This is a genomic window from Rhizobium sp. WSM1274 (assembly GCF_025200775.1).
GTDB lineage: Bacteria > Pseudomonadota > Alphaproteobacteria > Rhizobiales > Rhizobiaceae > Rhizobium > Rhizobium leguminosarum_I.
Genome location: NZ_CP104138.1, coordinates 571,873 through 584,637 on the forward strand (window position 1 = coordinate 571,873; position 12,765 = coordinate 584,637).

At 60.7% G+C, this 12,765-nt stretch carries 13 protein-coding genes; 6 read left to right on the plus strand and 7 right to left on the minus strand.

The window, feature by feature from the left end; translation table 11 throughout:
• Positions 1-42: 42 nt before the first annotated feature.
• Complete coding sequence (locus tag N2600_RS02705; protein ID WP_260297897.1) at positions 43-804, minus strand: hypothetical protein; 762 nt, start codon at positions 802-804, stop codon at positions 43-45.
• 129 nt (positions 805-933) lie between these two features.
• Here N2600_RS02705 and hisS point away from each other — a divergent pair, with 129 nt between their 5' ends.
• The 3 genes from hisS (at position 934) to hisG (ending at position 4,499) form a co-directional block, all read left to right on the plus strand.
• Positions 934-2,505, plus strand: a complete 1,572-nt coding sequence (gene hisS, locus N2600_RS02710) for a histidine--tRNA ligase (protein ID WP_017967173.1) — start codon at positions 934-936, stop codon at positions 2,503-2,505.
• Between the two features lie 180 nt (positions 2,506-2,685).
• Positions 2,686-3,807, plus strand: a complete 1,122-nt coding sequence (locus N2600_RS02715) for an ATP phosphoribosyltransferase regulatory subunit (RefSeq protein ID WP_260110190.1) — start codon at positions 2,686-2,688, stop codon at positions 3,805-3,807.
• Entirely contained in the window at positions 3,804-4,499 is a 696-nt protein-coding gene (gene hisG, locus N2600_RS02720) for an ATP phosphoribosyltransferase (protein WP_162118875.1), read from the plus strand. The genes N2600_RS02715 and hisG overlap by 4 nt, the downstream gene beginning before the upstream one ends.
• A gap of 79 nt (positions 4,500-4,578) precedes the next feature.
• Here hisG and N2600_RS02725 read toward each other — a convergent pair whose 3' ends face one another.
• Positions 4,579-4,995 carry a DoxX family protein gene (locus N2600_RS02725; RefSeq protein ID WP_260297898.1) on the minus strand — a complete coding sequence of 139 codons (417 nt, stop codon included), beginning with the start codon at positions 4,993-4,995 and terminating at the stop codon, positions 4,579-4,581.
• 313 nt (positions 4,996-5,308) lie between these two features.
• Here N2600_RS02725 and N2600_RS02730 point away from each other — a divergent pair, with 313 nt between their 5' ends.
• A complete protein-coding gene (locus N2600_RS02730; RefSeq protein WP_260297899.1) occupies positions 5,309-6,019 on the plus strand; it encodes a glutathione binding-like protein in 711 nt (236 codons plus the stop codon).
• Positions 6,020-6,230: 211 nt separating this feature from the next.
• Here the strand turns inward: N2600_RS02730 and N2600_RS02735 are convergent, their stop codons facing one another.
• From N2600_RS02735 to groES, 3 genes are all read right to left on the minus strand, one after another.
• Positions 6,231-6,677, minus strand: a complete 447-nt coding sequence (locus N2600_RS02735) for a hypothetical protein (RefSeq protein WP_222385748.1) — start codon at positions 6,675-6,677, stop codon at positions 6,231-6,233.
• Positions 6,678-7,399: 722 nt separating this feature from the next.
• Entirely contained in the window at positions 7,400-9,043 is a 1,644-nt protein-coding gene (gene groL / locus N2600_RS02740; protein WP_017967179.1) for a chaperonin GroEL, read from the minus strand.
• A 72-nt stretch (positions 9,044-9,115) separates the two neighbouring features.
• Positions 9,116-9,412 (minus strand): co-chaperone GroES, encoded by a 297-nt coding sequence (gene groES / locus N2600_RS02745; protein ID WP_003545797.1) that lies wholly within the window; start codon positions 9,410-9,412, stop codon positions 9,116-9,118.
• A 394-nt stretch (positions 9,413-9,806) separates the two neighbouring features.
• On the opposite strand from groES, the gene N2600_RS02750 reads away from it, so the two are divergent.
• Entirely contained in the window at positions 9,807-10,655 is an 849-nt protein-coding gene (locus tag N2600_RS02750; RefSeq protein ID WP_260297900.1) for a TIGR01459 family HAD-type hydrolase, read from the plus strand.
• A 31-nt stretch (positions 10,656-10,686) separates the two neighbouring features.
• Positions 10,687-11,679 (plus strand): bifunctional riboflavin kinase/FAD synthetase, encoded by a 993-nt coding sequence (locus tag N2600_RS02755; RefSeq protein ID WP_260298869.1) that lies wholly within the window; start codon positions 10,687-10,689, stop codon positions 11,677-11,679.
• On the opposite strand, the gene N2600_RS02760 is transcribed toward N2600_RS02755, so the two are convergent.
• A complete protein-coding gene (locus N2600_RS02760) occupies positions 11,668-12,102 on the minus strand; it encodes an RES family NAD+ phosphorylase (RefSeq protein WP_260110194.1) in 435 nt (144 codons plus the stop codon). The two genes, N2600_RS02755 and N2600_RS02760, sit on opposite strands and share 12 nt — an antisense overlap.
• 3 nt (positions 12,103-12,105) lie before the next feature.
• The gene (locus tag N2600_RS02765; protein ID WP_260297902.1) at positions 12,106-12,486 is read right to left on the minus strand and encodes an antitoxin Xre/MbcA/ParS toxin-binding domain-containing protein; all 381 of its coding nucleotides are present in this window, start codon (positions 12,484-12,486) and stop codon (positions 12,106-12,108) included.
• Between the last annotated feature and the right edge of the window lie 279 nt (positions 12,487-12,765).

Consider the following 12,765-nt stretch of genomic DNA (forward strand, 5'->3'; position numbering starts at 1 on the left):
AATGCCTGATACAAGCCAAGGCGACCGGCGGTCACATCCCGGTCACCAAGCGGCCATGACCTTGTGCTCGATCCTATAATCCTTGCTCTCTTCACCCAGTGGCGCGACCGGCCATGTCCAGGCGGCTTTTGCCGGCGGCGGCAAGACGCCATGCAGCAGGTCGGCCTCTTCATGCGTCTTGCCGTTGCGGTCGATGACGGCATAGGCGATGTCGGTCACCAGGCAGCTGCGGCAGGGAAGTCCCGCAAGACCGGTCAGATGTGCCGCGATCAGCTTTTCCACCGTGTCTTCAGGCATTCGCCCGGCCTCGGCCTCATGGCGTCGTTTCACGCCGCGACCGATCTGTGACAAGAGGTTGGCGGAAACCACAAAATCGAGATAGGGCACGCGGCGCATGAAGCCGAGCGGTTCGGGTTCGCAGCCGGCAGCAAGCTCATCATATCCGGAGAGATCGCGCTCGATCAGCCGGACATTGCGATAGAATTTGGCCGACAGCCACAGGCGCACCGAGGCGAGATGAACGAGGTCGACCAGGACGACGGTGTCGAAATCTCGCGCCAGCGCTTCGATCGGGACGTCGCGCAACAGGCCGGAGCCGAGGACGATGGCGGTCCGCTTCTGCCTGAGGTCGGCCGCTGCCGCCAGGATCACCTTCCGGCTCATCTCCTCATGTTCTGCCCAATCCGCCGCGCAGCGCTCGGCCCGTGACCAGAGATTGACGGAATAGCGGATGAACTTTCGATGCGGCTTGCCGGTCAGCGGCAAGGTCGCGGCATAGAGAAGCGCCTCGGTGATCATGAGCATATCCGCATTTCTGATGGAACTCCTTCGTTCAATCGATTCTCGCAGCCACATCAAGACCCTTCGCCCTTGCCGCTCCCCGCCCAATCCGCTAGGAAACCGCCACTGTCACAGTCAGTGGAATCCCCGGAAATGAACGACAAGCAGAAGAAACCGCAAAAGCTCAAGGCCCGCCTGCCGCGCGGCTTCGTCGACCGGACGGCCGGCGATATCCGCGCCGTCAACGAGATGACGGCAAAGATCCGGGAAGTCTATGAGCATTATGGTTTCGATCCGCTCGAAACGCCGCTGTTCGAATATACCGATGCGCTTGGCAAGTTTCTGCCCGATAGCGACCGGCCGAATGAAGGCGTCTTCTCGCTGCAGGACGATGACGAGCAATGGATGTCGCTGCGTTACGACCTGACGGCGCCACTCGCCCGTCATGTCGCCGAGAATTTCAACGAGATCCAGCTGCCTTACCGCACTTATCGCGCCGGCTACGTCTTCCGCAACGAGAAGCCGGGCCCAGGTCGGTTCCGCCAGTTCATGCAGTTCGATGCCGATACCGTCGGGGCGCCGGGTGTTCAGGCCGATGCCGAAATGTGCATGATGATGGCCGATACGCTGGAAGCCCTCGGCATCAAGCGCGGCGACTATGTCATCCGCGTCAACAACCGCAAGGTTCTGGATGGTGTGCTCGAGGCGATCGGTCTCGGCGGCGACGACAAGGCCGGCCAGCGGCTGAACGTGCTGAGGGCCATCGACAAGCTCGACAAGTTCGGCCCGGAAGGCGTGGCATTGCTGCTCGGTCCCGGCCGCAAGGATGAATCCGGCGACTTCACCAAGGGCGCTGGTCTCGATAAGGAGCAGATCGACAAGGTGCTGTTCTTTGTCGGCATCACGGACTATGCCGAAAGCGCTCTCCGTCTCGCCGAGCTGGTGGCGGGAACCGCCAGGGGTGGCGAAGGCGTCGAGGAGCTGAATTTCATCGGTGCGCTGGTGACCAGCGCCGGCTATGGCCCTGACCGCATCAAGATCGACCCCTCCGTCGTGCGCGGCCTCGAATATTATACCGGCCCGGTCTATGAGGCCGAACTGACCTTCGACGTCACCAATGAAAAGGGCGAGAAAGTCGTCTTCGGTTCGGTCGGCGGCGGCGGTCGTTATGATGGCCTCGTCTCCCGCTTCATGGGCCAGCCGGTTCCGGCGACGGGCTTTTCGATCGGCGTCTCCAGGCTGATGACGGCGCTGAAGAACCTCGGCAAGCTCGGCGCCAGCGAGGTCATTGAGCCGGTGCTGGTGACCGTCATGGACGGCGATGTCGAGGCGATGGGCCGCTACCAGAAGATGACGCAGGAACTGCGCGCCGCCGGCATTCGCGCCGAGATGTTCCAGGGCAACTGGAAGAAGTTCGGCAACCAGCTGAAATATGCCGATCGCCGCGGCTGCCCCGTCGCCATCATCCAGGGCGGCGATGAGCGCGCGACAAGCGTCGTGCAGATCAAGGATCTGATCGAAGGCAAGCGGCTCTCCGGCGAGATCGAGGACAATGCCAGCTGGCGCGAAGCGCGCGTGGCACAGGAGACGGCGCCGGAAGCCGACCTCGTCGCGAAGGTCAGGGAGATCCTTGCTGCGCAGGCCGAGGATCGGAAAAGGGCAGGCTCCGGCTTCGAAACTCCATATGATCCCGCTCAAGCCGGTGACACAGATGACGACGTTTGAGAGAAATCTCCCCTTCTCCCCTCGGGGAGAAGGTGGCCCGAAGGGTCGGATGAGGGCGCACCGCGGCAGAAGCTGTCCTTCGCTTGCGGCTCAGGACATTCGTCGTTTACACTCCTCATCCCCCTCATCTGCCCTCTCGGGCATCTTCTCCCCGCTGGGGAGAAGAGGGAAGTTCAGCCAATGCCCCTGATCAATCTCCCCGAATTCGCCAATGACCTCATCGCCGAATTCGATGCGCGCAACGCCGAGCGCATCGATACGCCTGTTATTCAGCCGGCCGAGCCTTTCCTTGATATTGCCGGCGAAGATCTGCGTCGCCGCATCTTCATGACGGAGAGCGAAACCGGCGCCAGCCTCTGCCTGCGTCCCGAATTCACCATTCCAGTCTGTCTGCGTCACATCGAGACGGCGACCGGCACGCCGAAGCGTTATGCCTATCTCGGCGAGGTTTTCCGCCAGCGTCGCGACGGCGCCAATGAATTCTATCAGGCCGGCATCGAGGATCTTGGCGATATCGACCTGTCAAACGCCGACGCTCGCGCCATTGGCGATGCCACCGGCATTCTCGCCCGCCTGCTGCCGGGCCGGCGCTTAGCCGTGACATTGGGCGACCAGGCAGTCTTCGAGGCTGTGGTCCAGGCGCTCGGCCTGCCGCTCGGCTGGCAGAAGCGCCTGATCCACGCCTTCGGCAGTATGACGCAACTGGAAGCACTGCTTGCCGGCCTCGTCAGCCCGCAATTCGTCACCGGGCTGGACGACGATATCGCCAGGCTTGTCGCATCGGGCGACGAGCAGGCGCTGGTCGCCCATCTCGAGCGGGAGATGCAGAAGACCGGCTATTCGACGAATGCCGGCCGCTCGGCCCTGGAGATCGCCCGACGGCTCAAGGAAAAGCTCATCCTGTCCGAAACGCGCCTCGACGATGCAGCCTTCCATGTGCTGGAAGAGTTCCTGTCGCTCGACGTGCCGCTGGTCAATGCTTCCGCAGCCCTTTCCGGTTTTGCCGATGCTGCCGGCCTGAAACTAGGCAATGCGCTTTCCCGCTTTAATGGCCGCGTTGCAGCACTTTTCAATGCCGGTGTCGATCTTTCCTGCCTCGACTACCGCGCCGCTTTCGGACGGCCGCTCGATTATTACACCGGCCTCGTCTTCGAGGTGACGGTGGAAGGTTCAAGCGCGGTTCTGGCCGGTGGCGGCCGTTTCGACCGGCTCCTGACCTTCCTCGGTGCGACGGACCGTATTCCGGCCGTCGGCTTCTCCTTCTGGCTCGACCGCATCGAAACCGAAAGGGCAGCCGCATGACCATCACCATTGCGCTTCCCTCCAAGGGCCGGATGAAGGAAGACGCTTCGGCGATCTTCGAACGTGCCGGCATGACGATTTCTGCGGTCGGCAACGATCGCTCCTATCGCGGCCGCGTCGAAGGCTGGGACGATGTGGAGATCGCCTTCCTCTCGGCCTCCGAAATCTCCCGTGAAATCGGCAATGGCACCGTCGATTTCGGCGTCACCGGCGAGGATCTGATGCGGGAGGGTTTTGCCGAGGTCGACAAACGCGTCGAATTCTGTGCCCGTCTCGGCTTCGGCCATGCCGATGTCGTCGTCGCCGTGCCGGAGATCTGGTTCGATGTCGACACCATGGCCGATCTCGTCGATGTCGCCGCCGATTTCCGCGCCCGCCACGGCCGACGCCTTGCCATCGCCACCAAATACTGGCGGCTGACCCAGCAGTTCTTTTCGAGCCAGCACGGCATCCAGCTTTATCGCATCGTCGAAAGCCTGGGCGCTACCGAGGGCGCTCCCGCCGCAGGCTCGGCCGATATCATCGTCGATATCACCTCCACCGGCTCGACGCTGCGCGCCAATCACCTGAAGGTGCTCCAGGACGGTGTCATCCTGCATTCGCAGGCCTGCCTCGTGCGTGCCCGCAAGGAAAACCACGCCGGTGAACCCGCCGTGCAAGCAATCATTGAGGCAGTGCGCGCGGCCCTCTGATCCCGGCCGCCAAGGCATAAGAAAACCCGCCGTCGGATGACGGCGGGTTTTTCTGCTTCTGGGAGGATGTCTGCTGGTGTCAGGCAGCTGCGTAAGCGCCGCGGCGGGCATCGAGCGAGTAGGCGCCGGCACCGGCGGTGGCGAGCAGTATGTACGCGCCGGCCAGCGTGATATTCTTCATGACCATGATCTGGTTGAGAATGTTCACGAGTTCCGTGCCACTTGCGTAGGGCAGGTGGAAGGCAATGCCCGTGAAGACACAGAAGGCGGCGAGCAGCCAACCGGCAATGCGGACCTGGAAGCCTGTGAGAACCGCAAGGCCGGCCAGCAGTTCGAAAAGGCCTGCGACATAGGCCAGCAGGGATGCTGCCGGCAGGCCGGCACCGGCGATCATGCCCGCAGTACCGGCAGGATCGGTGAGCTTCATGAAGCCGGAAAGGATGAACATGAAGGAAAGCAGGATACGGGCAATCAGGATGATGACGTTGTTCGACATGGACTTGTCTCCGTTTCAAGGACTCTGGAGATCTTGGTGCCCCGGCACCGCTTCGACCTCGGATGCCTCTATGTCGCTCTTTTCTCGCGTTGTGGAAAGATAAACGAAAGGGGACACTTCGTTCACTAATATGGAACGATCTCCAAAGCGCGTCGCGTTCGACTGCATTCATGCGACGCGCTTAGATCTTTGTTGTCATGCATGTCGTTGTCCCAAAACCGCTGCGCACCTTTGGGCGACATGCATTGGCTGCCCCCCGCTTGCCTTTGCCAAGCCGGGTCTTTTATGGTCGGCTGATAACATGGAGAATCCGATGGCAGATCTTTCCGCATTTCCGATCACGACGCGCTGGCCGGCGAAAAATCCCGATATCATCCAGCTCTATTCCCTGCAGACGCCGAACGGGGTGAAGGTTTCCGTCGCCCTCGAAGAGCTCGGCCTCGCCTATGAGCCGCATTATGTTTCCTTCGCCGCCAACGAGCAGAAGTCGGCGGAATTCGAATCTCTCAATCCCAACGGCCGCATTCCGGCGATCATCGATCCGAACGGGCCGGACGGAAAACCGATCGGCCTTTTCGAATCCGGCGCCATTCTGCTTTATCTCGCGGAAAAAACCGGCAAGCTCATCCCTGCCGATGCCGCCGGCCGCTATGAAACCATCCAGTGGGTGTTTTTCCAGATGGCGGGCATCGGCCCGATGTTCGGCCAGTTTGGACATTTTTATAAATTCGCCGCCGACAAGGTCGCCAACAATTCCTACCCGGTGGAGCGTTATCGTGATGAATCCAAACGCCTGCTCGGCGTGCTCGAAGACCGGCTGAAAGGTCGCCAGTGGATCATGGGCGATCTCTATGCGATCGCCGACATCACCACCTTCACCTGGGTTCGTGGCGCCGACATCTTCTATGGCGGCCGCGAGGTGCTCGAATATGCGAAATTCCCCGCCGTCTCGGATTGGCTGGAGCGCTGCATCGCTCGTCCGGCAAGTGCCAGGGGCCTCAATATACCGGCCAAGCCGGAGTAACGAACGACCCAAGAGATCGCCGATCCCGGCCCCTCATCCGGCTGCTGCCACCGGGGTCGAGCCACGGGTCTCGACCCGTCCTTCGGACCCCGGTAAACGGGGCGAAGGGACCATGCCGCAAGCTGTCCGTATCCCGCCTACCTATCGCAGGGCACGTCCCCTCGCCCCGCGAGTGCGGAGAGGGTTAGGGTGAGGGGCAGCCATTCCACCCTTATCGCCAGCTTGAGATCTGCTTTGCGCCTTCCAGCTTGAAGCGCGGAAAGACGAAGACGCCGACCATGCTGCCGCTGTATTTCTGCTCTAGCCCGTGGGACTCGCCCATGCAGAAGAGCGGCTGGCGAAAGCCGTTCGGCATGTTGATTGTCGTCGAAAAACAGAAGGAGGAGCAGAGCGTTGCCGCCTGCTCGAACAGCTCCAATATGTGGCTGCGGTCCTTGGCATCGTAGCAGCGGATCAGGCTTAGGAGTCCGCATTCCTGCGCGGCAAGGCCGTGCATCATTGCGCTCCATTCGCCGAGACGAAGCATGCCGCTCGAAAAATCGCCCGTCCAGGCTTCGGAAACGGAAAACTGTGCCAGCATCTCGTGATTTTGATTGGCGTCATCAAACGAGCCGGGCGTTAGCGGTTCGGCTGCATTGGCTCTGGCGATGTTAAACAAGGCGTTCCCCCGTTCGGATGCGGCTCCTCGGCCGCACGCTCGGCAAACACAAAGAAACAGGATCACGCAGCAGCGGGCATGATGCCCGCGCTTACCTTCGGCGGTTATTGCCACGGCCATCTGGCCTCCGTAACCGGAGCCCTCGAAGCCGAACGTTAACGTATCGCTTTCCGCGCTCCGGCCTCGTCTATCGCCGAGCGCGTTTGAAGTGCAGCGCGGATTTATAGGGGCTTTTGGACAAACGGCAACGGCTTTTTAAGGGGTCTTCGGATCGCCTCATTTCTTAGGATGCCTGCATCTTCGGCCTGTTTCGCGAGAATTGGCACAGGAAGATCATCTTTGAGAGTGTTGCAAACGTTTTCACTCTGCGTCAGGTCGGAAATCGTACCGCAACGCAGTGATCTCTCGCATGTCGCTAGACTGAGAAAGGCGCGGGCAACGCAAGCCTAGCGCAAGTTTCGCCCCCTGGGGTTGCAACAGAGGGCCGGATAAACGTTTCGTCGGCCATGCCAGTCAGTGTGCCGCACGTCGAATCGCTTTGGGCAAAAGAAAAGGGCGACCCGAGAGCCGCCCTTCCTATTCCGGATTCCGGAATGGTTGTCAGTGATGGCTTTCGCCTATCACATCATGTCCATTCCGCCGGTTCAGCGCGCTTGACGCGCTGAACCATCTTTAAATGATGGGCGGATTCATGAACGATGCTGTGAAAGGCCGTTGCCCTATCACATCATGTCCATTCCGCCCATGCCGCCCATGCCGCCCGGCATGCCGCCGCCAGCCGATTCTTTCTTCGGCAGTTCGGCGATCATGGCTTCGGTGGTGATCAGCAGCGATGCAACAGAAGCAGCGTTCTGCAGCGCCGTGCGAACGACCTTGAGCGGGTCGACGATACCCATGGCGATCATGTCGCCATATTCGGATGTCTGGGCGTTGTAGCCGAAGTTGTCTTCGTTCTTGTCGAGGACCTTGCCGACAACGATCGAGGCTTCGTCGCCTGCGTTTTCAGCGATCTGACGAACGAGCGACTGCAGGGCGCGGCGAACGATATTGATGCCGGCTTCCTGGTCGTCGTTTACACCCTTGACGGTGATCTTCGTGGAGGAGCGGAGCAGAGCGATACCGCCGCCGGGGACGATACCTTCCTGAACAGCAGCGCGGGTCGCGTTGAGCGCGTCGTCGATGCGGTCCTTCTTTTCCTTCACTTCGACTTCGGTCGAGCCGCCGACGCGGATGACGGCAACGCCGCCGGCGAGCTTGGCAAGGCGCTCCTGCAGCTTCTCGCGGTCGTAGTCGGAGGTGGTTTCCTCGATCTGGGCCTTGATCTGGGCAACACGGCCTTCGATATCGGACTTGGCGCCCGAACCGTCGACGATCGTGGTGTTTTCCTTGGAGATCGAAACCTTCTTGGCACGGCCAAGCATGTCGAGCGTGACGGATTCGAGCTTGATGCCGAGATCTTCGGAGATGACCGTACCGCCCGTCAGGATGGCGATGTCTTCGAGCATGGCCTTGCGGCGGTCGCCGAAGCCAGGCGCCTTGACGGCAGCGATCTTGAGGCCGCCGCGCAGCTTGTTGACGACGAGCGTTGCGAGGGCTTCGCCTTCGACGTCTTCAGCGACGATGAGGAGCGGCTTGCCGGTCTGGACGACGGCTTCGAGAACCGGCAGCATCGACTGCAGGTTCGACAGCTTCTTCTCGTGGAGGAGAATGAAGACGTCTTCGAGGTCGGCGATCATCTTTTCCGGATTGGTGACGAAGTAGGGGCTGAGGTAGCCGCGGTCGAACTGCATGCCTTCGACGACTTCGAGTTCGGTTTCGGCGGTCTTGGCTTCTTCGACGGTGATGACGCCTTCGTTGCCGACCTTCTGCATGGCTTCAGCAATGTCGAGACCGACCTGCTTGTCGCCATTTGCCGAAATCGTGCCGACCTGTGCAACTTCTTCCGAGGTCGAGATCTTCTTGGCCTTGGCCTGGAGATCCTTCACGACGTCGGCAACAGCAAGATCGATGCCGCGCTTCAGGTCCATCGGGTTCATGCCGGCTGCAACGGCCTTGTTGCCTTCGCGAACGATCGCCTGGGCAAGAACGGTTGCCGTCGTGGTGCCGTCGCCGGCGATGTCGTTGGTCTTCGAAGCAACTTCGCGGACCATCTGGGCGCCCATGTTTTCGAACTTGTCTTCGAGTTCGATTTCCTTGGCGACCGAAACGCCGTCCTTGGTGATGCGCGGAGCGCCGAAGGACTTGTCGATGATGACGTTACGACCCTTGGGGCCGAGCGTGACCTTCACTGCATCGGCGAGAATGTCGACGCCGCGCAGCATCTTTTCGCGCGCGGTGCGGCCAAACTTGATTTCTTTAGATGCCATATTAGTAACTCCTGAATTCGAGTTGTTCGGGCAAAACGCCCGTCAGCCATTTCGGGAAAGCAGGTCGGCCGATCAGCCGATGATGCCCATGATGTCGGCTTCCTTCATGATCAGAAGGTCTTCGCCGTCGATCTTGACTTCGGTGCCGGACCACTTGCCGAACAGGATGCGGTCGCCAGCCTTGACGTCGAGTGCGACGACCTTGCCGGACTCATCGCGTGCGCCGGAGCCGACGGCGACGATTTCGCCTTCCTGCGGCTTTTCCTTGGCGGTATCGGGAATGATGATGCCGCCCTTGGTCTTGGCTTCGGACTCAACGCGGCGAACAACGACGCGGTCGTGAAGGGGGCGGAAGTTGGTGCTTGCCATTGTCTAATCCCTCGATCGAATGACATTCGCGGACCGGAGTGGCCCACATGGACAGATGTTAGCACTCCCTTGCGGTGAGTGCTAGCGACGAGCATTTAGGGATGGCTCCGAAAGGAGTCAATGAGAGCAGTCACGAATTTTTGTGCCGGAATTGTGAAGAGGCCTGAGAATAGTCTGAGATTGCGGCCGAAACGCCGGCGCGGCCGAACTTTGCCGAAGTCGTCCGCCGTCGGCGAGCTGCCGCTTCGGGATAATCGTCAAACCCCTTGCCGATCCGCACGCTCGGATCGCCTTCCCGAGTTCTTCGCAGGAGCCGGGCAGCGAAGAAATTTCCTTGCCATCGCCTTGCGCCTTTGCAATGTCACCGGTGACTGAAGCAAATCGGGAAATCGGAATGGCCAGGCGGATAGAAAACTTCTCGGAGATATCAGGTCACTATGATGTGGTGCTCTGCGATGTCTGGGGCGTCGTTCACAACGGCGTCGATCCGTTCCCGAAGGCGGCCGCGGCCCTTGAAGCGGCGCGCGAGAACGGCGTCGCCGTCGTCCTCATCACCAATTCGCCGCGCCTTTCCTGGCAGGTGGTCGAGCAGCTGCGCCATATCGGCGTTCCCGACAGCGCCTATGACAGGATCGTCACCTCTGGCGACGTCACGCGCGGTTTGATCGCCGAAGGGCCGAAGACCGTCTTTCTGCTCGGCCCCGAGCGCGACAAAGCGCTACTCGAAGGCATTGGCGTCGAACGCCGGCCGGCGGGCGAAGCGCAATCGCTGGTCTGCACCGGCTTTTTCGACGACGAGACGGAGAAGCCGGAAGATTACACCGATATTCTTCTCGATTTCAAAGCCCGCGACGTGCCGATGATCTGCGCCAATCCCGACCTCATTGTCGAGCGCGGCCATCGCATCATCCCCTGCGCCGGCGCTATGGCCGCCTACTACCAGCAGCTCGGCGGCAGTACCCGCATCGCCGGCAAACCGCACCGGCCGATCTACGAGGCAACACTTTCGGCGGCCCGCGAGCTTCGCGGCGATTTCCCCGTCGAGCGCGTGCTGGCGATCGGCGACGGCATGCCGACCGATGTGCGCGGCGCCTTGAATTACGGCCTCGACCTTCTCTACATCAGCGGCGGTATCCACGCCAAGGAATATACTCTCAACGGCGAGACCGACGAGGCGATCCTCAACGCCTATCTCGAACGGGAAAACGCCGCGCCGAAGTGGTGGATGCCCCGCCTTGCATGAAGACACGCCTTGCATGAAGAGAAGCCAGCCGATGACCGTCTTCCACCGCAATGAAACCCGCGAACCCCTGCCAGCCCATCTGAAGGGCGGCGTCATTGCCATCGGCAATTTCGACGGCGTGCACCGCGGCCATCAGTCGGTGCTGAACCGAGCGCTCGAAATCTCCAAGGCGCGCGGCATCCCCGCTTTGGTGCTGACCTTCGAGCCGCATCCGCGCACGGTCTTCCGGCCGCAGACGCCGGTCTTTCGGCTGACGCCGGCGCCCCTGAAGGCCCGCATCCTGGAAACGCTGGGTTTCAGCGCCGTTATCGAATATCCCTTCGATTACGAATTCTCGCAGCGCTCGGCCGATGATTTCATCCATTCGATCCTGAAGGATTGGCTCGGCGCCTCCGAAGTCGTCACCGGCTTCGATTTCCATTTCGGCCGCGGCCGCGAGGGCGGTCCCGCCTTCCTGATGAATGCCGGCAATACCTACGGCTTCGGCGTCACCCTGATCGATGCCTTCCGCGACGAAAACGCCGATGTCGTCTCTTCGAGCCATATCCGCGCGCTCCTCAACGAGGGCAATGTCAGCGAAGCCGCCGGCATGCTCGGTTACCGCTATACGGTGGAAGCCGAGGTGATCGACGGCGAAAAGCTCGGCCGCCAACTCGGTTTCCCGACGGCCAACATGCGCCTGCCGCCGGAGGTCGATCTTGCCGCCGGCATCTACGCCGTCCGCTTCCGCCGTCAGGACGGCACGCTCCACGACGCCGTCGCAAGCTACGGCCGCCGTCCGACGGTGACGGAAAACGGCGCGGCGCTGCTCGAAACCTATCTTTTCGATTTCAACGGCGATCTCTACGGCCAGCTCTGCTCCGTCTCCTTCTTCGGCTATATTAGACCTGAGCTGAAATTCGACGGCCTCGATCCGCTGGTCGCCCAGATCAAGCGCGACGAGGAAGAGGCGAGGGCACTGCTTGCGGGTGTTAAGCCGCTCGGCGCGCTTGATCGGAAACTCTGTTTTTCCTCAGCGCAATAGTCGGCTGTCGAAAGGATAGCGGATCGTTTTTTCGATTGTCAGGCGCGACGCGTCCGGATGACGTGGATTGACAAGGATATTCGCGGCCTCCGGCATGATTGCCGATGGGACGCGCAGGAGACAGAAATCATTGTCTTCCAGTAATTTGCTGCCACGGTCGCGCGTCAGGCTGGTCTGGTTGATCGCAGCAGGATCGATCCCGATATCGAAGACTTCGATGTCGTCCGGGCAATGGATTTTCAGGAGCTGAAAATCTCTCGGAATTTGATGCAGGTCGACCTGTACCAGAATTTCGAGGAGCGCAGTCGACGGGTGATCACAGCAATAGACGACGGGAATTCCCTGATGATGCCATCGTCCTGGTGCAAGCAGCCCGCCGCGTCCGGAAAGATCGGCATAATTCGAGATACGCCATAAGATCATCGCCTAGACGTAAATCCCGTGGTCGATCTGGTGCAGGGCCTGCTCGACGAGGCGGGCGCCGGTTTCCGATTCCAGTAGATCGATCGGGGTAATGCCGTCCATTCCGCGATTGGGCTTGCGCAGCCAATCGAACGCAACGGCTCTGTCGCCGAAAATGCGCTTAGCCATGTCCGCGATCCGCACGATTCGCAATGCGCCATCGTTTTCCTCGACTGTCAGCGGCTCGCCGTTCGCATTGCGTCTCGCCAGAGTTCGGCGCGGTGCGACGAAACGATATATTTCCTCCACGGAAAAGCCGAGCTCTGTCAATTTCAATGCCATCGCTCCGTCATAAACCTGCACGGAGCCGTGCGAAGCGATCTCGAGGCGCTCGCGTATGGTCATCGATTCTGATGTCTGAGGAAAACCGAGCATTGCCAACCTCTGTGCCACTTGCCCCTATATATATGAGCATTTGGCGCCAACTTCAATTGCTTCCGTTGTGGCAAGCCGGCCTCTTCCTTTTCCCGGCAAAAACGCCTATGAACCGGCGCGATGAAGAAATATCGGCTGGCAATGATGATGCGAATTATCGGCCCGGCCTTCCGCGCGCGCTAAGCGGCCGGAAGGTCCGGGTTTTTGGCGCTTGGATACGAGCGCTTCCGTCACCAGCTATTTCACGCC

Bases quoted from the DNA above. Each gene is read 5' to 3' on its own strand.
- N2600_RS02730 (WP_260297899.1), top strand. From the start codon at position 5,309: ATGGCAGATCTTTCCGCATTTCCGATCACGACGCGCTGGCCGGCGAAA.
- hisS (WP_017967173.1), top strand. From the start codon at position 934: ATGAACGACAAGCAGAAGAAACCGCAAAAGCTCAAGGCCCGCCTGCCG.
- N2600_RS02715 (WP_260110190.1), top strand. From the start codon at position 2,686: ATGCCCCTGATCAATCTCCCCGAATTCGCCAATGACCTCATCGCCGAA.
- groES (WP_003545797.1), bottom strand. From the start codon at position 9,412: ATGGCAAGCACCAACTTCCGCCCCCTTCACGACCGCGTCGTTGTTCGC.
- N2600_RS02725 (WP_260297898.1), bottom strand. From the start codon at position 4,995: ATGTCGAACAACGTCATCATCCTGATTGCCCGTATCCTGCTTTCCTTC.
- N2600_RS02760 (WP_260110194.1), bottom strand. From the start codon at position 12,102: ATGATCTTATGGCGTATCTCGAATTATGCCGATCTTTCCGGACGCGGC.
- hisG (WP_162118875.1), top strand. From the start codon at position 3,804: ATGACCATCACCATTGCGCTTCCCTCCAAGGGCCGGATGAAGGAAGAC.
- N2600_RS02750 (WP_260297900.1), top strand. From the start codon at position 9,807: ATGGCCAGGCGGATAGAAAACTTCTCGGAGATATCAGGTCACTATGAT.
- N2600_RS02755 (WP_260298869.1), top strand. From the start codon at position 10,687: ATGACCGTCTTCCACCGCAATGAAACCCGCGAACCCCTGCCAGCCCAT.
- N2600_RS02705 (WP_260297897.1), bottom strand. From the start codon at position 804: ATGCTCATGATCACCGAGGCGCTTCTCTATGCCGCGACCTTGCCGCTG.
- groL (WP_017967179.1), bottom strand. From the start codon at position 9,043: ATGGCATCTAAAGAAATCAAGTTTGGCCGCACCGCGCGCGAAAAGATG.
- N2600_RS02765 (WP_260297902.1), bottom strand. From the start codon at position 12,486: ATGACCATACGCGAGCGCCTCGAGATCGCTTCGCACGGCTCCGTGCAG.